Origin of the sequence: Alcanivorax jadensis T9 (assembly GCF_000756655.1) — a bacterium.
Taxonomy (GTDB): Bacteria; Pseudomonadota; Gammaproteobacteria; order Pseudomonadales; family Alcanivoracaceae; genus Alcanivorax; species Alcanivorax jadensis.
The window spans coordinates 113,825-132,871 of record NZ_ARXU01000009.1; the positions used below are offsets into that span (position 1 = coordinate 113,825).

General features: G+C 51.5%; 15 protein-coding genes. 8 read left to right on the top strand and 7 right to left on the bottom strand.

The genetic code is table 11. The annotated features are described in order from the left end of the window. Positions 1–94: 94 nt before the first annotated feature. The 6 genes from T9A_RS12085 (at position 95) to T9A_RS12110 (ending at position 9,010) form a co-directional block, all read left to right on the top strand. A complete protein-coding gene (locus T9A_RS12085) occupies positions 95–1,453 on the top strand; it encodes an OmpP1/FadL family transporter (protein ID WP_035248732.1) in 1,359 nt (452 codons plus the stop codon). A 34-nt stretch (positions 1,454–1,487) separates the two neighbouring features. Continuing rightward, a complete protein-coding gene (locus T9A_RS12090) occupies positions 1,488–4,568 on the top strand; it encodes an Ig-like domain-containing domain (RefSeq protein ID WP_052042939.1) in 3,081 nt (1,026 codons plus the stop codon). A 173-nt stretch (positions 4,569–4,741) separates the two neighbouring features. Next, positions 4,742–5,698: an alpha/beta fold hydrolase gene (locus tag T9A_RS12095; RefSeq protein ID WP_035248777.1), complete on the top strand. Its 957-nt coding sequence runs from the start codon at positions 4,742–4,744 to the stop codon at positions 5,696–5,698. Next, a complete protein-coding gene (locus T9A_RS12100) occupies positions 5,695–7,221 on the top strand; it encodes a flavin-containing monooxygenase (RefSeq protein ID WP_035248735.1) in 1,527 nt (508 codons plus the stop codon). Before T9A_RS12095 ends, T9A_RS12100 begins: the two co-directional genes overlap by 4 nt. Then, positions 7,218–8,084, top strand: a complete 867-nt coding sequence (locus T9A_RS12105; RefSeq protein ID WP_007150445.1) for an SDR family NAD(P)-dependent oxidoreductase — start codon at positions 7,218–7,220, stop codon at positions 8,082–8,084. Before T9A_RS12100 ends, T9A_RS12105 begins: the two co-directional genes overlap by 4 nt. A 41-nt stretch (positions 8,085–8,125) precedes the next feature. Further along, the gene (locus T9A_RS12110) at positions 8,126–9,010 is read left to right on the top strand and encodes a metal-dependent hydrolase (protein ID WP_007149555.1); all 885 of its coding nucleotides are present in this window, start codon (positions 8,126–8,128) and stop codon (positions 9,008–9,010) included. Positions 9,011–9,156: 146 nt separating this feature from the next. Here the strand turns inward: T9A_RS12110 and T9A_RS12115 are convergent, their stop codons facing one another. From T9A_RS12115 to T9A_RS12145, 7 genes are read right to left on the bottom strand one after another with little or no spacing between them, the layout of a single operon-like run. Further along, a complete protein-coding gene (locus tag T9A_RS12115) occupies positions 9,157–10,758 on the bottom strand; it encodes a GMC family oxidoreductase (protein ID WP_035248738.1) in 1,602 nt (533 codons plus the stop codon). After that, positions 10,745–11,860 (bottom strand): acyl-CoA dehydrogenase family protein, encoded by a 1,116-nt coding sequence (locus T9A_RS12120; RefSeq protein WP_035248740.1) that lies wholly within the window; start codon positions 11,858–11,860, stop codon positions 10,745–10,747. The genes T9A_RS12115 and T9A_RS12120 overlap by 14 nt, the downstream gene beginning before the upstream one ends. A gap of 8 nt (positions 11,861–11,868) precedes the next feature. After that, positions 11,869–13,029: an acyl-CoA dehydrogenase family protein gene (locus T9A_RS12125; protein ID WP_007150215.1), complete on the bottom strand. Its 1,161-nt coding sequence runs from the start codon at positions 13,027–13,029 to the stop codon at positions 11,869–11,871. Between the two features lie 47 nt (positions 13,030–13,076). Then, on the bottom strand, positions 13,077–14,627 hold the full coding sequence (locus T9A_RS12130) for a long-chain-fatty-acid--CoA ligase (RefSeq protein WP_035248742.1): 1,551 nt from the start codon (positions 14,625–14,627) through the stop codon (positions 13,077–13,079). Positions 14,628–14,685: 58 nt separating this feature from the next. Beyond that, positions 14,686–15,666, bottom strand: coding sequence for a PaaI family thioesterase (locus T9A_RS12135; protein ID WP_231866193.1), 981 nt, complete (start codon positions 15,664–15,666; stop codon positions 14,686–14,688). Continuing rightward, positions 15,641–16,642, bottom strand: coding sequence for a BtrH N-terminal domain-containing protein (locus T9A_RS12140; protein WP_052042942.1), 1,002 nt, complete (start codon positions 16,640–16,642; stop codon positions 15,641–15,643). The genes T9A_RS12135 and T9A_RS12140 overlap by 26 nt, the downstream gene beginning before the upstream one ends. Next, entirely contained in the window at positions 16,642–17,511 is an 870-nt protein-coding gene (locus tag T9A_RS12145) for a metal-dependent hydrolase (RefSeq protein WP_035248744.1), read from the bottom strand. Before T9A_RS12145 ends, T9A_RS12140 begins: the two co-directional genes overlap by 1 nt. An 877-nt stretch (positions 17,512–18,388) precedes the next feature. Between T9A_RS12145 and T9A_RS12150 the strand changes: the two genes are divergently transcribed. Both T9A_RS12150 and T9A_RS12155 read left to right on the top strand, forming a co-directional pair. Next, positions 18,389–18,721 (top strand): membrane protein, encoded by a 333-nt coding sequence (locus T9A_RS12150; RefSeq protein ID WP_035248785.1) that lies wholly within the window; start codon positions 18,389–18,391, stop codon positions 18,719–18,721. A gap of 79 nt (positions 18,722–18,800) precedes the next feature. Next, positions 18,801–19,047, top strand: a 247-nt coding sequence (locus tag T9A_RS12155; RefSeq protein WP_035248745.1) for a JAB domain-containing protein, incomplete at its 3' end; no start/stop codon positions are given.

The window sequence follows — 19,047 nt, forward strand, 5'->3', positions numbered from 1 at the left end:
CACAGTCATAGATACACCAATCAAAGCTTTCGATAATTTTGGTTGCTCAACCAAACATACTAAGAACTAGAACAACATATTTCAGGAGCTCATAATGTCTTCAACAAAAACAAAACAATTGCCTTTTCTTTTTTTCGCTTGCGGAGCCGCACTAGTCCCCGGTTTAAGCATTGCGGGAGCTGGCGACGGAGCAACTAATTATGGGCTAGGCCCTATGAATGCCGGCACCGCCTTGGCGTTCAGCCCTTTTGCATCCAACAGCTGGTCGGTTTATTACAACCCAGCAGCCATGGCCGGCTCACCGGAAGGCGAGCTGAGCGCCATCGTGCAATATGGTGACCAGGAATTACGTGCTAAATCCCTGGGGGGAGCCGCGCCTTTAGCACGCGAGAACGATGTGCTCTCCGATACCAGTTCCGAACTATTATTAATCGGTTTCAAAAGTCGCATAGCCGGCATCTCAAGTATCGACAAGCCCATATATTTCGGGCTTAACGTTGGCGTCGACGAATACTCATCCAACCTGCTGCCATACCAAGCGAACACTAGCCAGGAAGGGCAGTTTCTACGCTATGAATCGCAGCCACTTTATCTCGCGTTTGGTGGTGCCATTAGTAATATCCTGAGAGGCATCGACGTCGGCGCATCTGCGCGCCTGACCCTGCAAGCCAAAGCAAACCTGGAAACAGTCTCCGACCTTGGCGGCAACACTGATTCAGAAAAGCTTTCTCTCGAAGCATCTCCGTCACTATCGCCGGCCCTGGGAATAAACATCCGCTCTGGCGAAATGTTTTGCGGTACCAGTCAGTGCATGCCTTTCGGCATGGACAAGTTGGAATTCGCACTATTTTGGCGCGGTGAAAGTAGTTACGAAGTTTCAGTCGATGCCAATGTGGTTGTGCCAGGGGTTATACCCGAACCAGGTCTGAGTCTGGCACTGAGTACAATCGACACTTATCAGCCCGAGGTTCTCGGTGCAGCCTTTTTGCTTCCAGTAGGACAATTCGAACTGACGGCAGGCATCGAGCAGCACAAATGGTCTGCGCTCGGACGCGAGTTTGCGAGTGACACTGTTCGAGACCAGGCCAATCTCGCGTTTGACGACATCACTATTCCCCGTATTGGCATCAGTTATCAGTGGTCGGAATCCATGAAGCTCTTTGCTGGCGCAGCCTTGGAGGAGTCACCCTTAAAGTCCACCCGCTCCCAAGACGTCAATTATTTGGACACAGATAAAAAAGTTTTCGGGCTAGGCGCAAGCTATCGGATAGCCAGTGCCCCGGTAATTAATATGCCGCTGGAGGTTGCCTTCGCTTACCAGTATCAAATGCTGGATGAGGCTGATTTCGAATTAAGCTCCATTAACTCTCCCACCGATCCGTCACCTTACGAGACTGTACGGGCCGATGGTGAAATAAACGTATTTTCTTCCTCCCTATCGCTGAAATTTTAACAGCATGCATGCGATTAATACCTGGAGAAGAGCAATGAATAAAAAATCACACATCATTAGCACACTGTTTATTAGCGTGGCCATAGTCATAGCAAGTCAGTTGACAGGTTGCGGTGGCGACAAGGGCAATGTGACCAATCAATGGAGCACACCGGATACACTGATTTTTTCCTACCCATATCCCGGCCAGACAGAAGTGCCACCTACCGCGCCTGTGGTCCTGCGCTTCTCTAGCGTGCTAGATCAAGCGGTAATTGATGACATTGATGCCCGACTACAACTGATCAGCGATATAGATGGCAGCAGTGTCATGGTTGACTATCAAGTAATAGACAACGGCAGAGGATTGGCTCTGCACCCTCAATCCCGCCTGCTCCCGGCTGAAAGGTACCATCTAGTTGTCAACGGTGATGGTTTGGGATCCATTGATAACGACTCCGTAGCCCAGGTTCAGTTTCGTACTGCAGGCAATCAAGCGGGCGCATCGAAAAGCATGGGAACCGGTCCCTTTATGCTGCTTTCAGCCACCCCTTTGGACCAGCCTTCATTGCTTGAATCGATTGATGATGCCAGTCACCCCAATGACATGAGCACCTTCAGGATGTCGTTCAATCAAACGATTGATCCAACAAGCACAGAATATGATGAAGATGGATCTATTCAACTTCGTGATAATCTAGGCAAGCTGGTGCCCGCATCCCTATTCCTGCAGGGCCGCCACCTAACCCTTGACCCTCATCAAGACCTGAAACCCGTTGAGCACACACTAACCATCACGGGTTTGCTCGCTCAAACAACCGGCGCTGAGCTACCGGAATACAATCGTACTTTTATTCCTGATTCGACACTTCCCCGCGCGACATCCGTTCTCAAAGTTGGCAGTCTTGGAGCTGAGCAACCTGAACTAGTGTCAACTTTAACCGGCAACCCGATCAATCAGGTTCCAGTACAATCCTTTGTGCTGGGAGATGAATCATTTACCGGGTTGAACGGGGACCTGGCTGCAGATCTGGCTTTTGCTCCCAACTTTCCTAATGCCGTTCCACTGCGAGTACCCGCTGGTTCCGTACTCCGAGGCACCCCCGTGGACGTTAATATACTGGGCGAAATACCGTCCGGGCTGGAAACCGGTGAAGTCACCATCACGATACTCAGCGACGCTAACGGGTATCTGATCCCGAATCCATTCAGTGATTCCCCATCGGTTCCCCGCTATGCCCTGCTTAATATGGACGCAGCAATGACTGCAGCAGGTCAAGAGTCCAATGCGGCTCTCAGCCAGAACCTGCTTAATGTTCAGGTAGCGGGTTTAGCCGTTGTAAAGGATGGTGTACTGGTACTGGATGCGGTCAGTGTGGTTGAACCTGAAGTACTGGGCTTGGAGAAGGCATCCGGTCTGCTCTCATTCCGCATGGAGGCCTATCAGAACCAGCGCCAAGCGCCTACCCCAAGCCAAGACACTCGGCCCTTGCAGCTCCAGTCTTGGGCACCGGGGGAAATATTCCAACCCAATGCAAGGCCTGGTGACCCCGTTATCCTGAACTTCAACAAACCATTGGACCCGGCTTCAGTTTTTCTTGACGGCGCTTTGCAGATTTCAGTTGATGGCATAGAACAAAACTTTCCCATGAGGCACGATGGCGCCACAATTATCATCGGTGGAGACATCCTTCAACACGATAAAGACATTCAGATCACTCTTACCAGCCTGCTTCGAGATACTCAGGGAGCCCCACTTAACGATGACAAGACCCTAGACATTCGTTTGCCGGACTTAGTTCTTCCCAATGGCAACGCCAACGAATTACGAGCACCACTTGTCTCCGCTGTTTTCCCTGGTTACCCATGCGCACTAACCGGGGCTGTTCTTACCGGCGAACGCGAAAACTGGCGGAACGGTCGATGCGTGGGCGGCAAAAATACCGACCCGCTTTATCCAGTACCAAACCTCTTTAAGGATTTTAGTATCCGGGTTATCTTCAGCCGTACTATCGACGGAGACACAGTCAACGACCAGACTTTTGTTGTTGAGCACTTTGATAGCGAAAACACCGTATGGGAGCCCATCAATGGTCGTCTCAAGGTGCTTGCCCAGCGAATCGAGTTTTTTCCGGACAACCCCTGGCAGATTGGCGAGCTTTATCGCTACACCCTGCACTCCGAGCAAAACTCTCCTGCTTGTGGCATCGATGCAATATGCTCAGCTGATGGCGCACCGTTACAAACACGCCAGATCTCTCAGTCCAGCTCCTCTGCTCCGGGGCTTCGAGAGGGAGGTCCTGAGCTAACAAATCACTTCGTGATCACTGGGGAAGAGGATCAGATCACTCGCGTATCTTTACGCTCTCTCCCAGTAGCAGATGTTAACGCTAACCTCACCATCGATGACAAAGAGCAAGGCGCGCTACCCGATGGTAACGGCGGAGCCATTGCCGATGCCAACTATCTGCAGCTTAGGCTCAAAAGTAAATCAGGTGTAATAACCAATGCCAACATTGGCTGTGGTATAGGCGACGATTGCCCGGAAAAGAAATTTGCCTTTATCGGGTCAGGCGCCTTGCAAGCCGGGGTAAGCCAGTATGAGCCGGATGTCACCATCAACCGACGCCTCATCGACAGCGACCCAATGACCTCAAATGAAGTCACCGGCGCCGTCATTGCCAAAGTCTTCCCTACCGTTCTCCCAACGACCAGTGTCTTTCTGGAAGCTCGAGCACTCGGGTTAATCACAATTCCGCTAGACACTGGCCCTTTGGTCCTTCGGTTGGGATACGAAAACAATCACCCCATTACGGGCTATATCACCGAAACCCCGGATGGTCCCTGGTTCAGTACTACGTTTGATCTCATGGTGGATGCACCAGAGTTAGAGCCACGGCTAATTATTGAGCTTGGACATGACATCCGCAGCAAGGTAATAACCGGAGTCACCTTGGAAGGCCCTCTTCGCTTTGTTGACGATGGCCGTCTAATTCTGAAAGTCCGCAACCCGGAGCCTCTCATCATACCGGCCAAGATTGACCTCCTTGGCATCGGCTTGGCGGGTATCGAGCTGGAAGTCCCCCCCCTTGGCGTAGACCTGACCTTCACCTTTTTGCCGGTAAAAGATTTTTAAGCCGTTCCCCTAGTGCCTATGCACTTTCATGCCCCCTTTATGGGGGCTTTTTTCTGTCCTCTCCGTATACAACACCGCTGAATGATCATCTATATCTTCAAATAGGACTTTTCTTTGTGTAGATGAAACGCTATTATTTGGTTGTTTAGCCAAATAAATAAATGTCTATAATGATGCATCCTCACGACAGCCCCGCAAGCCTTAACTGGCGCGGTTCAAAGCACTCACCGGAATCTGGCAGGGACATACAGTTCCTGGGAAACGGCGGATTGGTTCTAAGTGCAACCCAGTTCGGAGATCCGAAGTCACCGCAGGTGCTCCTGCTTCATGGCGGCGGACAGACCCGTCATGCTTGGGCGCACACGGCAACAGCTCTGGCCAGATCCGGGTACTGCGCTACCAGCATTGATGCCCGCGGTCATGGTCAAAGCCAGTGGTCCCCTGAAGGTGATTACAGCGGTACCGCGCTGGTATCAGACCTCCGCGTCATCATCCAATCACTTCCCACATCACCTTATATCGTGGGAGCGTCAATGGGCGGACTGACGGCCATGCTTACCCTTGGGGAGGAGCCCCCCTTGCCCTGTCGAGGTCTGGTACTGGTGGATGTGGCCCCACGGCTTGAGACCAAAGGCGTTCGCCGGGTGATTGAGTTCATGCGCCGCCACCCTGACGGTTTCGACTCTCTGGATCAGGTTCAGGATGCCGTGGCTGCCTATAACCCAACACGAAAAGCACAATCAAGCTCACAGGGCTTGCGAAAAAACCTCCGCCAGGACGCTAATGGCCGTCTCCATTGGCACTGGGATCCTGCGTTTCTTGATCATGCGGTAATCCCTGAAGCAAATGAAGGCATGTTCGGCCGAGCGCGACTCAATCTTGCAGCAAGCAAACTCAAATTACCGATATTACTCATCCGCGGCCATCACAGTGATGTACTCAGCGAAGCAGGAGCCCAGGAATTATTAGCCCTCGTGCCACATGCCAAGTACCGAGTAATCCATCAAGCAGGTCATATGGTAGCGGGTGACCGCAACAGTATTTTTACCGGAGCAGTGCTGGACTTTCTTCAGCACCTTGACCCGCAAGGAAATCACATACGCTCCACCGATCGGAGACTTACACCATGAAACATAAACACCTCGACGTGCTGATCATTGGCGCGGGCCTTTCCGGCGTTGGTGCGGCTTGTCACCTAAGCCGCAAGTGCCCAGATCTACGCTATGGCATCCTTGAGCGACGCAAGCGCGTTGGTGGCACCTGGGATTTATTTCGCTATCCCGGCATCCGTTCGGACTCCGATATGTTCACACTCGGCTATAACTTTCGGCCTTGGACAGACACCAAGATGCTTGCCGATGGCCCCTCTATTCGCAATTACATCGAAGAAACCGCTGAGCATCATCAGGTCCACAAGAAAATTCATTTTGGCCTGAAAGTCACTGCCGAGGACTGGAGCAGCGAATTCAATCGCTGGACGGTTACCGCGTTGAACGAGGAAACCGGTGAAGAAGAAGTTTTCACCGCTGGGTTTGTCCTCAACTGTACCGGTTATTATAACTATGACGCCGGCTACACACCGAAAATTCCTGGAATCAATCGCTTTGGCGGCGAGGTAATTCACCCGCAGCACTGGCCAGATAACTACGACTATACGGGTAAGCGAGTTGTCGTGATCGGCAGCGGCGCCACCGCCGTAACACTGGTGCCCGCGATGACCGACCGCGCTGCGCATGTCACCATGTTACAGCGCTCCCCTACTTATGTTGCCTCCGTCCCTGAGCAAGATCTCATCTCGAAAAACCTGCGCCGAGTACTGCCAGAAATGCTTGTTTACCGCATGGCGCGCACACGCAATATCCTGCTGCAGAGAACCGTATTTAACCTATCGATTCGTAAGCCCAAAGCGATCCGCAGATTACTGCTGGCCGCTGCTCGCAAACAACTGGGGCCGGATATCGACATGAAGCATTTTCAACCTCACTACAACCCATGGGAGGAACGAATGTGCGCAGTTCCCAAGGGGGATCTGTTCAAGGTGCTTCGTGAAGGCAAGGCTTCCGTGGTGACGGATCATATAAAAAATGTCACCAAAACCGGTATAAAACTGGAATCTGGGGATTGGATACCTGCCGATATTATCGTCACAGCTACCGGTCTGGATTTGCAAATGTTGGGCGGCGCAGAGCTACGTGTTGATGGTACGCACGTCAATCTCTCAAACACCATGATGTACAAAGGCTTAATGCTGGAAAAAGTGCCTAATATGGCACTGGTCTTTGGCTATACCAACGCGTCCTGGACCCTCAAGGCAGATATTGCCTCCGAATTTGTTTGTCGGCTTCTCAAGCATATGCGCAAGACAGGCGCAGAAAAGGTGACCCCTATCGACGAGGAAGGGTGTGGCTCTGATGTCAACTTTCTCAACCTTCGCTCTGGCTACATTCAACGTGCTGATGACCGCCTGCCACGCCAAGGCAACAAAGATCCTTGGCAAAACCTCAACGATTATCTTCACGACCTGCCGGCGCTTCGTTATGGAAAAATGAATGATGGCCACCTTAAATTCGAAACGACAAACCTACATAAAACGAAACGCAATCTCGTCCAAAAACTTCTGAGCAACACACTCAATATAGAGGCGCAACGATGAAATCATTTTCAGGAAAAGTCGCGGCGATCACTGGCGCCGGGTCGGGCATCGGGCAAGCCACGGCGATTGCTCTAGCAAAAGAAGGCTGCCACTTAGCGATCTCTGATATCAGCGAAGAAAGCCTAGAGAAGACGGTCGAATTACTGGCAGGCTACGCCGTCAACATCAGCACTCATGTTGTTGATGTCAGCAACAAAAATGCGGTTTATCAATACGCGGAAGATACCGTATCAACACACGGAAAAGTAAATCTCATCATGAACAATGCCGGTGTGGGACTGGGTGAGACCGTCGAGAACATGAGCTATGAAAACTTTGAATGGCTGATGAATATCAATTTCTGGGGTGTCGTATACGGTACAAAGGCATTTCTTCCCCATCTCCAGAAAATAGGTGAAGGCCATATCGTCAATATCTCCAGCGTTTTCGGCATTATCGGTGTTCCAACCCAGTCAGCCTACAACGCCGCAAAATTTGCTGTTCGCGGATTTACAGAATCATTACGTGAAGAGCTGGATATCGCGGGCGGCCTTGTCAGCGCGACTTGCGTTCATCCAGGTGGAGTAAAGACCAACATCGCGCGTAATAGTCGCATGGGAGACATGGGCAGCATGAACATGGGCGACAAAGAAGAGATTGCCAGCATGTTCGAAAAAATTGCCATGACCACACCCGAAGCTGCCGCTAGAACCATCCTGAAAGGCGTGCGGAAAAACCGGCGAAGAGTTTTGGTAGGCGGTGACGCGGTCATGCTGGACACCACACAGAGACTGATACCCACAGGCTACCAACGCTTGCTTGAAATTATGTTTAAAAAACAGCAAAGCAGCAAAAATAAAAAAACGCATCAGGGCATGGCCTGACATTTTTCTCTTTAACTATCACATTATTGATTGGAGGCGATATGCGCTCGTCTAATACGGTAAAAAGCATTAAGAAACTCAGCGGCGCACTGGTGGGCATTCCACCGCGTCATATCAATTTTCAATTTCCGGATTCCATTCCAAAGTATTTTTATGCTGGAAATGCCACAGCAACGACTTTCTTTGCCATGCTCTCCGGTTTTTTCCCACCTGGTGAACGCTATTTCATGGAGTCCGTTAGACACTTTCGTGGTCAGGTTAAGGACGAATCTCTACGGGCGGCCATATCGGGCTTCATGGGGCAGGAGGCCATTCACGGACGAGAGCACGACAGGCTGAACCAGATTCTCGCCGAGTACGGCTATGACATGCAGTCGCCAGATCGGTTTGTCAAAATTGGCTTGGCCATACTAGAGAAGTTGCCGCCGAGCACTCGGCTAGCCGCCACCACGTTTATGGAGCACTTTACTGCGCTTCTCGCCGAGCAGCTGCTTGAAGACGAGAATTTTGTACGCCAGGCAGACCCTGAAATGCTCAAAATATGGCAGTGGCATGCGCTCGAAGAGCTGGAACACAAATCTGTTGCCTACGACGTATATGAGCTTATTGGTAACAGCCGTACAGAGCGCGTGGCTGCAGCCCTCGCCTCGATGGTCGTCTTGCTGCCGATGCTGGGCATCACCTGGAGCTGGATGCTTGTCAAAGACGGCCAGCTCGGCAACATCAGCGATAATGTTAAAGGTCTGAATATTTTGCTAGGTCGTAACGGGTTTGTATCGCAAATCCTTTCGCGCCTTCCTGAGTTCATTCAGCCGGATTTCCACCCTGATCAACATGACACCAAAGGGCTGGAAAAACTGTGGCGTGAGAAGTTGTTCGCTGAAGGTGGCCAACTGCATGAGCTGTATAGCAATCCGGCGGCATAATAATGCTCAAGGGGGTTTAGGGAACCTCTGAATAGTTGACGACTCTGTCACCACCGTTTGCTAAAAGACACACAAAAAAATGCCGGAATTGCTTCCATGCAACTCCGGCATTACACCTTTTATCATAGCTTTTCTCTAGCCGATCTTTATTGCGCATCCTCTAGAATGAATTGTGCCGCTCGCTCGCCAATCATCATACATGGCGCGTTCGTATTACCACTGATCAACAGTGGCATGATCGAGGCATCGGCGACACGCAACCCCTTCACACCGTTTACCCGCAGACGGACATCCACCACCGCTTTTTCATCACTACCCATTCGGCAAGTGCCGACGGGATGGTAGATTGTTTCAGCGCGCTGGCGAATATCCGCGTCAATCTGGTCATCACTCTCCACGCTGGAAGCCGGTTCGTCATCACCGCCAAAAGCAGAGCTGAAAGAATGACTGTGAAACACTTTTCTGGCTAGTTTCACGCCTTCACGGAGCACAAGAATATCGTCAGGATGAGAAAGATAGTTTGGGTCTATCAAAGGCGCAGCAAATGGATCGCTATTGGCCAATCGAATCTGTCCTCGACTCTTAGGCCTGAGTTGGCACACATGAATCGTACAACCAAACCCTGGCGTCAACTGACGTCCATGATCTCGAAGATAAGCCGGTAAAAAGTGTAGCTGAGCATCCGGACGATCCGGCTCGCTGAGCAGGCTGACAAAAGCCCCTGCTTCCGCCGCGTTACTGGCAAGAAAGCCGCGCCGATGACGAAAATACTGGTAGAAGGCACTAATCAGCCGAGGTATAAAAAACGGTGACATGCCGATTGATTGACGGCTTTTGTCCTTGATCATGACGGTCATATCAAGGTGATCTTGAAGGTTCTCCCCAACTTCCGGCGAGTCTTGCAAACAGGTGATGCCGATTTTCGATAGGTGCTCTCGCTCTCCAATACCCGACAACATCAGCAACTGAGGGGTATTGATCGCCCCACCGGACAGGATGACTTCTTTGTTCGTACGAATGACCGATTGAGCACCATCACTATCACAAATTTCGACGCCAATCGCCCTGCCGCAATCCAGTAACACCTTGGTTACCTGCACATCCGTCATGATGTGCAAGTTATCGCGGCCACGTGCAGGATCCAGGAAAGCACGCGCGGCACTCCACCGGCGCCCTTCTTTTTGTGTTACCTGAAACCGGCCAAAGCCTTTCTGTTCCGGCCCGTTAAAATCATCGTTTCGGGTATAACCCAGCTCTTCACCGGACTTAATAAACAGCGGGGTTAACGGGTTAACATCCCTGACTCGGGTAACATTCAGTGGCCCACCCACACCATGCCAATTGTCAGCGGAGTATTGTTCATTGTTTTCATGTGCATTGAATACCGGCTGCACATCTTTCCACGCCCACCCTGTTGCGCCTTGCGCTGCCCAGTCATCATAGTCTTGTTGTTGGCCTCGAATGTAGACCATGGCATTGATTGAGCTGCTGCCCCCCAGTGTTTTTCCTCGCGGCCAGTAGAGGCGCCTTTTATTAAGGTGACTTTGTGGCGCGGTGTCGTAGCCCCAGTTTCGCTTTCCTTGTTTAATTAGACCGATGAGTCCAAACGGAATATTAATAAAACCGCTATTATCGTGGGGGCCGGCCTCAATAAGACAAACGGAATACTTGCCGCACTCGCTTAACCGGTTGGCAAGAACACAGCCCGAAGAGCCCGCCCCCACGACGATAAAATCAAACGACTTCATTTTGCTTCTCCCCCGCCTGAATAAACCGTGACATGTGGTGCTCTCGGTCGCCATGACTCAATGATGCATGTGTCACCAGACGGAAGTAATGGCCAATGTTCAGCTCTTCCGTAACACCAACGCCACCATGGATCTGGATACCTTGCTGAGTGATACCAACGGCCCGGTTTGCGTAGTAAGCCTTTGCCGCCGCTGTCGCGCGCCCGCGCTCACCGACGTTTGCGCTCTCTCCTTTTACTGACACCATCAAGAGCATGGATTCCAGCTGCTGGAGATCAATAAACGCATCAACAAGGTAGTGCTGGATTACCTGAAAACTGCCAATCGTTCTACCAAACTGTTTACGCGTTCGAGCGTATTCCAGAGTGGCCTGATACACCTCTCGGCAGGCGCCGTACATACGTGCGCAGTCCAATGCGCACAGATAATCGAACCAGGCAGAAACCGCTTGCTTTGCCGCATCACCACGACACAAAACCATTTCGTCTGTGATGAGCACATCATCAAGCGTCAAACTGGCAGCACGGCTTCCATCGAGCAGTCGATATCTTTCAACGTCACAGGCGTCGAAAGGTAGCGCGACAATGACCAACTCATCACCAGACATAGCGGAGACGAGCACGGCGTCTGCAACGCCACCATCAGACACAACGTGCTTCTGCCCGGAAAGTCGTTCTCCGTTTAGCCTCAAGGAAGGGTTCAGCACGTGATAACCGGCATGCCGGTCATAAAGACCGCAAGCCACACGTGCCTCACCAGCAATAATGCGATCAAGCAACGCCAAGGATGTTGGCGTATTGGCGAACTCCAATAACTTGCCGGGGGAAACAATTAAATCGACAAAAGGGTCAAGACAAAGCGCGGCTCCTAACTCCTGAACAATGGCGCACACGTCAAGCAATGAGCCGCCATACCCTCCAACAGATTCAGCAAACGGAAGGCCAAACCAACCCAAATCATTCATGGCCTGCCAGCGATTCGCTTCAAGGTGATTACTCTCATTCAACTGTGCAATGTAGGTGTCAAATGAATAGTTGTCTTTAAGATAACGGCGCGCGGTATCCGCAATCATGGTGGTATTTTCGGGTAACTTGAAATCCATTTTTCACCTCACAATCCGAGCAACATCTTCGCCAACACGTTTTTCTGGATCTCGTTAGATCCACCATAGATGGTGCACGCACGCAGGAAGTTATAGCGGCGACTGGCCTGATTAAAAATTTGCTCCCCAATGGGCTCCTCGTTATCCCATGGCAAAGACATCAAACCTCCGATTTCCACCATCGCTTGGGAAACCCTTTGCTGTAGTTCCGTGCCTTTGATTTTCAGTCCTGACGATTCTGGGCCGAACGGCTTGCCTTCATCTGTGGCAGCAACGGTGCGAAAGTTGGTGTATTCCAGTGCCATAAGATCGACTTCCAAGCCAGCCAACCGACGCACCGCCAACTGCTTATCTGTTTCCGTTGGTAGCGCATCGATAGCACTTTTAAGGCGATTGATTTCGTAGTGAATATCCGCCACACCGGCAATGGTGGTGCGTTCGTGGGTAAGAAGAAACTTGGCAATGGTCCACCCCATTCCTTCTTGACCCACCAAATTTTCCACAGGCACTTTCACGTCGGTAAAATAGACTTCGTTAAGGTGATGATGCCCATCAATTGAATAAATCGGCCGTACTTCAAGCCCGGGGGTTTTCATATCGATCAGCAGGAATGAAATACCCTGCTGCTGTTTCACGGTGCTATCCGTTCGCACCAAGCAAAACATCATGTCTGCCCAATGGGCCTGTGTCGTCCAGATTTTTTGACCATTAACCAAATAATGGTCGCCATTACGCGTGGCTCGCGTTTTTAACGAGGCCAGATCTGAGCCCGCATTGGGCTCAGAATAACCTTGGCACCATAGCGTTTCGCCACGCTGAATGCCGGGCAACCACCGTTCCTTCTGTGCTTCAGAACCAAAGGTATATAACACCGGCCCAACCATGGCCACACCAAAAGGACTTGTTGGCGGAGCCCCTGCCGAGGCGCGTTCCTGATCGAAAATATACCGCTGGGTTGCGCTCCACCCTGGGCCACCAAATTGTTCTGGCCAAGTAGACGTGAGCCAACCTTGACTGCCCAGCAAACGCTCCCATCGTTGCTGCATATTCTTGTCTGGCATCGCTCCTCGGGCAGTACAGCGCCGAATATCATCAGGCACATTTTCCTTCATCCACTGCCGGATACTCTTACGAAATTCTTTTTCGTCATTACTGAAATCCAGATTCATGGAAGCCTCCAAGCCAATAAATTTCGCAATACAAGGTCATCAATTACTCAATTAACCTGTTTACCGTTGCTCTCCCAAAAGGGGGCTCGCAGTTCGTTTTTCAGCACCTTACCTGCCCCACTCACCGGCAACGACTCTGCCTTAAAATCAACGCTACGAGGCACTTTGTAACCTGCAATTCTTTCACGGCAATGTTCGATAATCTCTGCCTCACTGGCGTGCTCTCCTTCACGCAGCACCACGATTGCATGCACAGCTTCACCCCAGCGTTCATCGGGAATACCAATTACCGCGCACTCCTGTACCGCAGGATGGCTATAAATGGCACCTTCAACTTCAACAGAGAAAATATTTTCTCCACCGCTGATTACCATGTCCTTGGCTCGATCAACGATGAAGACAAATCCATCCTCGTCCATGTAGCCAAGGTCGCCGGTATGTAGCCAACCATTGCGCAAGGTATCAGCGGTTGTTGATTCCATTCCCCAGTAACCCAACATGACGTTTGGTCCCCGCGCACATATTTCGCCAACCGTACCTTGAGATACCACCTGATCATTTTCATCAAGCACCACCACCTCCACACCCAGTGCTGCGCGACCGGCGCTACGTAATTTTTCTCCGCCGGGAATGTGATGTTCTGGCCCGAGTGAGGTAATGATTGGGGAGGCTTCGGTCTGGCCATAGCCCTGAGCAAATGACACTGTCGGCATTTGTTCCATAGCACTAATCAATACCGCCTCTGGCATTGGCGAGGCGCCATACAGCATGCGTTTTATGCTGCTGACATCGTAATTGGCGATGCGCCCAGATGAGGCTAGAAGATTGACCATGGTCGGCACCAACAGGGTGTTCGTGACTTTCTCCTGCTCAATGAAAGCCAGCACTTCATCAACATCAAAGCGAGGAACAATGCCATGTGTCCCCGCAGCCAGTGTCACGGCAAACGTGCTGGCCATATCAGCCAAGTGGAACATGGGCCCGGCATGCATATATATGGTGTCACTGTCATAGCCCATCTCGGCAACCACGTTTAGGGCATTGAATACCAGGTTGTCATGACTCAGCATCACGCCTTTTGACCGCCCAGTGGTACCACCGGTATAAAACAGCCCCGCCAGATCGTCACCGCCAGCATTGGCGTCACGGATTCGATCGGCGTTGGCGACAAGGGATTCATAATCAATACACCCTTGTGGACACTCACCCTCACCCATGAAGACAACATGCTTGATAGACTCAAGCTGTGGCTGTAGGGATGGCAGCAATGCTGCAAAGGTGTCATCAACGAAAAGCACTTTAGAACCTGAGTCATTCAAGGTATAGGCGATTTCAGGTGGTGCGAGCCGAATATTGACGGGATTCACTGCCGCACCGGCCCACGGCACTGCATAGAAATACTCCAGGTAGCGATCGCTGTTTAATGCCAGTATGGCAACCCTGTCACCCGCATTGACGCCCAGACTTAGCAACCCGTTAGCAAGGCATGCGATACGGTCTTCAAACTCTCGCCAGGTTTGCCGCCGACCAGCAAAAACGGTAGCCGTACCTTGGCCGTTTAATTGAACCGCACGGCGCAAAGTCTGTGAAATATACATAACAGAACTCCTCTATTGAGGCAGAAAAGGAAGGGGGGAGGGTTGTTTATAGATTGGATTAGCTGGAAGCGAAGGCTCTCTTATAAATGAAGCGACCTCGGGAAACCTGGGCGCCATCAAGAAACACATCCACAACAACCACAATGAAGCGCTTTCCTTCACGAATAATGTTCGGCTTGGCCACCAACGTACCCGCAAAGGCCGGGCGCAAATAATCCAGAGTCATACTTGAACATACTGGCTTATTTTGTTCAGTCTGATTCGCTGTTAAGTGCGCGCCAGCAACAAGCTCCGCGAAGCTTGCGATAATACCGCCATGAAAAGTCTTGATCAGAGGGTTGCCAATGTGCTGCTCGCGAAACGGCATTTTATAGGTTGCTTCGCCATTATCGTCCGAAGCCGTCATACCAAGAAATTTTTCGTATGGTGATACATCGCCGACCACAGTAGAGAGAGCGGTTACCCTTTCTGTTTCGAAGCTGATGATTCCTTCATCATCGATTGTTTTTTTCTTGGAGGGGGCTCTCTTATTGCTAGGATTCACAGATTGATCAAAGGACGGGCCTGCCGTTCCTATCGCAAAACTGCCTGATACCGACGCCAGCAAATTGCCGCCATCACGCCCAAATGCCTCTCCACGGACATAAGCAATATTTTCTTCAACTGCAAAACAGGTGACATTACATGCCACCCCTTCGCCAGCCTCGGGTTTAGCGATGAAATCAACGCGCAAGTCAATTGTCGCAATTGGGCGCATGTCGCCGAGGCGCACAAAAATCGCCAAACCACATGCCGTATCAAGCAAGGTAGCGATGGCTCCCCGATGAAGCTTTCCCTGTTGATCACAAACCTCTTCCACACAAGGCATGCTCATTACCGCGCCATCTTTGGTAATGTCATCCATTGCGATACCAAAAACCCTGAACAACGGATGCCCTGAACCAAAAAAAGCCTTTGCGGCAAGCAGTTCTCTCGGGAGTGATGTCTCAGCTGTCATAGTTAGCAACTTTTTATCAGAATGTTGAAGCGGCATCCGCATACCGGGTCTCTGCAACACGCACAGATTCAATGGCGTCCGTTATTGCCTCTTCAGGGAATGTTTCACTTTCGGACCCCTTTCGCAGACAATCAGCCAGAGCGGACCATGCCGCAGCACTCGTGCGCATCAACTCGACCAAGCCTGCCTCATGTATTTCAGGAACAATTTCACTCGCTTCATCGAGAAATTCTGAATACATCGCTCTAAAGCCGCTGCCCCCCGTTCCACGCTTCTCGATCACTTGATAGGCGAAACGGAGCAACCATTGCCATTTATCCACTGCCTTCCAGCGAGGAAGTTCCTGGATCCAAGTTGTTAGCGCTTGAATACCGTGATTCCTGCTTCCTTGCAGGAGATTATCTGCATTCTTCACAATCGCACTGCGCACGTTATCGGCAGACACCTGAACCGAAACACTTTCGGGTGCGAACAATGAACCATGATGGATAAAGGGTGGCGACAAGGAGAATCTGGCTTCAACCAACTTGTCACGAGGCACCTCTAAAAGCCCTGGGCGCTCGGTATCGCTAACGAGCATCGTCTCGCCCTTCTCGGCTCGCTGCCAGGCGACGATGGCGTGACCGGGGAAATGTGTACTGCTCTTGAAATAAGGAAGGTAAAAAATATCAGTTAAGAGAAGCGCAGGCCGCCCCGCATCAAGATGGGCATCCAGCGCATCGGCGGCAGCACATTTATCTTGCCAAGTTTCCCAGCGAAACGGCACGCCCAGTGTAGAGAACACCGTTTCCTCAAATCCCATTGAACGGACATGGACAATAAACGGGGTGTCCGTGCCTGGTATTTCCACATAAGTAATACCAAGCCCGGCACCCAGCCCGAAGCAGAAAGCTTCCGTCAAATTAAGCCCATGAAACTCCAGCAGGTCTCTGATAGCTGAACTGCCACAGTGACGCCCAGGCCGATGTGTATGAGGAACATCGACGGTACTGGGGACATCCTGCTTGTCTCCATGCATCAGGCTGCCTCACTCACTGGAGCCGGACCGTAAATGGTTTCCGATGCCCGCATCGGATCTCCATGAGTCTCATACTCCGCCAACCACGCGGCAACCTTCTCAGGCATACCGGTATCCCAAGGGTGAAATCCAGGGCGGAACCAAGCGAGGAAATCAGGCAGCATGCCTGTGAGAATACCTTTTCGCCCATAAAGCTTGTTCAGGCCTCGCAGAATCACACCAGGCTGGCGCGTTACGCCATCAAGCTTGAGCATATTCCAAAATACTGGAGCCACGACAAGGTGAACCATCAGGGTCGCAACCACCAACGCAGACGCGCGCGTCAAGTAGCCTCCACCTGCTGCGCCCTGATAAAGATCATAGGCCACGGCCTTGTGCTCTACTTCTTCGACCCCGTGCCACAGAAATAGCGCTCTCATGACGGGGTCAGCCTCGCTAAACATCTCGCTCTTCTCGCTGACCATGGTTTCGCCCAGGGTTGCCGTAAAGTGCTCAAACGCCGCCGTCATGGCGAGCTGATACTTCTTCGGCAGGTACTTTTGTGTGGTGCGAATAAAGGTCCTTAGATTCGCAGTGACCTTATCCACATCCACGCCCTGGCTGGCCATCACATCGTTGAAACGATCATGGACAATCCCGTGCTGACCTTCCTGGCGAATAAAGTGACGAATATCCTCGCTCAGCTGATCATCTGTCACTTGATCCTTGAAGTTACGCACTGACTGGATAAAGAAGCGCTCCCCCTCCGGGAAATGCACTGAGAGGGCATCAAAGAAGCGGGTCAGCACGGGGTCACCGCCATTCCAGTGCCGTGGCACTGACGAGACATCAAAAGCGACTTTGCGCGGCTGAATTGATACAGAACTCATAATTCCTCCAAATAAACAGGCTGTCTACGTAGTGACATCCCTTGATCTTATTTGGCTGAACAACCAAATGTCAATAACCTTAGGTCGCAAGTCTCCTCTGTGAAGCAGTCATTATGCATAAAGCTGCATTTAAATGGTTTTGGAAGTGTGGTCCGACCATGGAAGATACGCTGTATAAAATTGAATCGGTGTGCTGTTTTTCGAATATTTATCTTTCCCGGAATGCCGATGAAACTTCCACCTTGAACTTTCGATGCCTGCGGGATGAGCTGAATCTGTGCAAGATTCTAGTTATTGCAATATCCAGAATCGCAAAGAAAGAAGCGCAAGACTAAGTGATTTATCGCTGAACGTTCTGGAATGCAATCCACGACGAGGAAGACAGCACAGCAATGCGAGACCAGCAAACCAGCGCGCGAACTAACGTGAACATACATTCCGGGTGATTAAAGGTATCTTCGGCTACAGAAAGGTGCCACCTTGGCCAAGCCTAGAATACCAACAGGCTATATACCTTGGCGGGGCCAATAACCTGTTCGGAGTGAAACGGGAGCTGCCGCGCCTGATTGCTGCTTTTCTTGAGCATCATAAAACCGAAAAATGCACGATATTCAGGCCCGCCCTAACTCGTATGAGAATTCACCAAGCAGGTGCTGTCGAGAAGATGAGAGGCATGTTAGGCCGCAGCTCACCAACATCGGCCAACTAAATAGAGAAGAGCGATCGGCGTAGTATCGAACTATCCAAATACTACACAGAAACTTCAACTACCCGCATGAAGAGAAATGCGGCCACTATCCCAGATTTTTTCAACCATATATCACCTCTATGAAGCCAGGAAGGAATGGCCTTCCTGACCCTGTCTCATGGAGGTTTCATGATCATTCAATGTCCGTCCTGCCGTTCCATCCGCGTTGTCGCCCTGCAGAATGGCCGCAAGGTCGGCGGCTCTGTAGGCACGGTTGCAGGTGCCGCCAGCGGCATTGCCATGGCTAGCAGCGGTGCTCGCGTGGGCGCTACGGTCGGCCTGGCGTTTGGCCCTGCCGGGTCCGCCATCGGCGGTATCGCCGGTGCCGTGTTTGGCGGTTTGGCTGGCGGCGTGGCCGGTGGTGAAGCTGGTGCTGCGCTGGGCGCCAAGCTCGACGAGACCTATCTCGACAACCTGGAATGCCTGGATTGCGGACACAGCTTCCGCCTCGATGCCGAGTAAGTCCCACTCTCCCCTTACCACTCACACACCCCTGAAGCCCGCCCAGTGCGGGCTTCTTTATGCCGCTATGGAGGCCTGGATGGATATTCCCACTTTCGTAAAGAACGAGCAGGGCCTGTACCACGTACAGGGCTGCGTTAAGCCTGAGGAAATTGTCAGTACGGCGGCCACCATTCTTCTGGATGAGCTGACCGGTCGGGAGGCGCTAACCACTCCCACCGATGTCGCCCAGTTCCTGCAGATGGCCCTGGCCCAGAAGAAGAACGAGGTCTTCGCGGCCATCTTCCTCAACAACAAGCATAAGGTGCTCAGTTTCGAGCCCTTGT

Coding starts and splice junctions, on each gene's coding strand:
- T9A_RS12100 (WP_035248735.1), top strand. CDS start 5,695: ATGAAACATAAACACCTCGACGTGCTGATCATTGGCGCGGGCCTTTCC.
- T9A_RS12130 (WP_035248742.1), bottom strand. CDS start 14,627: ATGTATATTTCACAGACTTTGCGCCGTGCGGTTCAATTAAACGGCCAA.
- T9A_RS12120 (WP_035248740.1), bottom strand. CDS start 11,860: ATGGATTTCAAGTTACCCGAAAATACCACCATGATTGCGGATACCGCG.
- T9A_RS12095 (WP_035248777.1), top strand. CDS start 4,742: ATGCATCCTCACGACAGCCCCGCAAGCCTTAACTGGCGCGGTTCAAAG.
- T9A_RS12115 (WP_035248738.1), bottom strand. CDS start 10,758: ATGAAGTCGTTTGATTTTATCGTCGTGGGGGCGGGCTCTTCGGGCTGT.
- T9A_RS12140 (WP_052042942.1), bottom strand. CDS start 16,642: ATGCATGGAGACAAGCAGGATGTCCCCAGTACCGTCGATGTTCCTCAT.
- T9A_RS12090 (WP_052042939.1), top strand. CDS start 1,488: ATGAATAAAAAATCACACATCATTAGCACACTGTTTATTAGCGTGGCC.
- T9A_RS12135 (WP_231866193.1), bottom strand. CDS start 15,666: ATGCGGATGCCGCTTCAACATTCTGATAAAAAGTTGCTAACTATGACA.
- T9A_RS12110 (WP_007149555.1), top strand. CDS start 8,126: ATGCGCTCGTCTAATACGGTAAAAAGCATTAAGAAACTCAGCGGCGCA.
- T9A_RS12150 (WP_035248785.1), top strand. CDS start 18,389: ATGATCATTCAATGTCCGTCCTGCCGTTCCATCCGCGTTGTCGCCCTG.
- T9A_RS12105 (WP_007150445.1), top strand. CDS start 7,218: ATGAAATCATTTTCAGGAAAAGTCGCGGCGATCACTGGCGCCGGGTCG.
- T9A_RS12145 (WP_035248744.1), bottom strand. CDS start 17,511: ATGAGTTCTGTATCAATTCAGCCGCGCAAAGTCGCTTTTGATGTCTCG.
- T9A_RS12085 (WP_035248732.1), top strand. CDS start 95: ATGTCTTCAACAAAAACAAAACAATTGCCTTTTCTTTTTTTCGCTTGC.
- T9A_RS12125 (WP_007150215.1), bottom strand. CDS start 13,029: ATGAATCTGGATTTCAGTAATGACGAAAAAGAATTTCGTAAGAGTATC.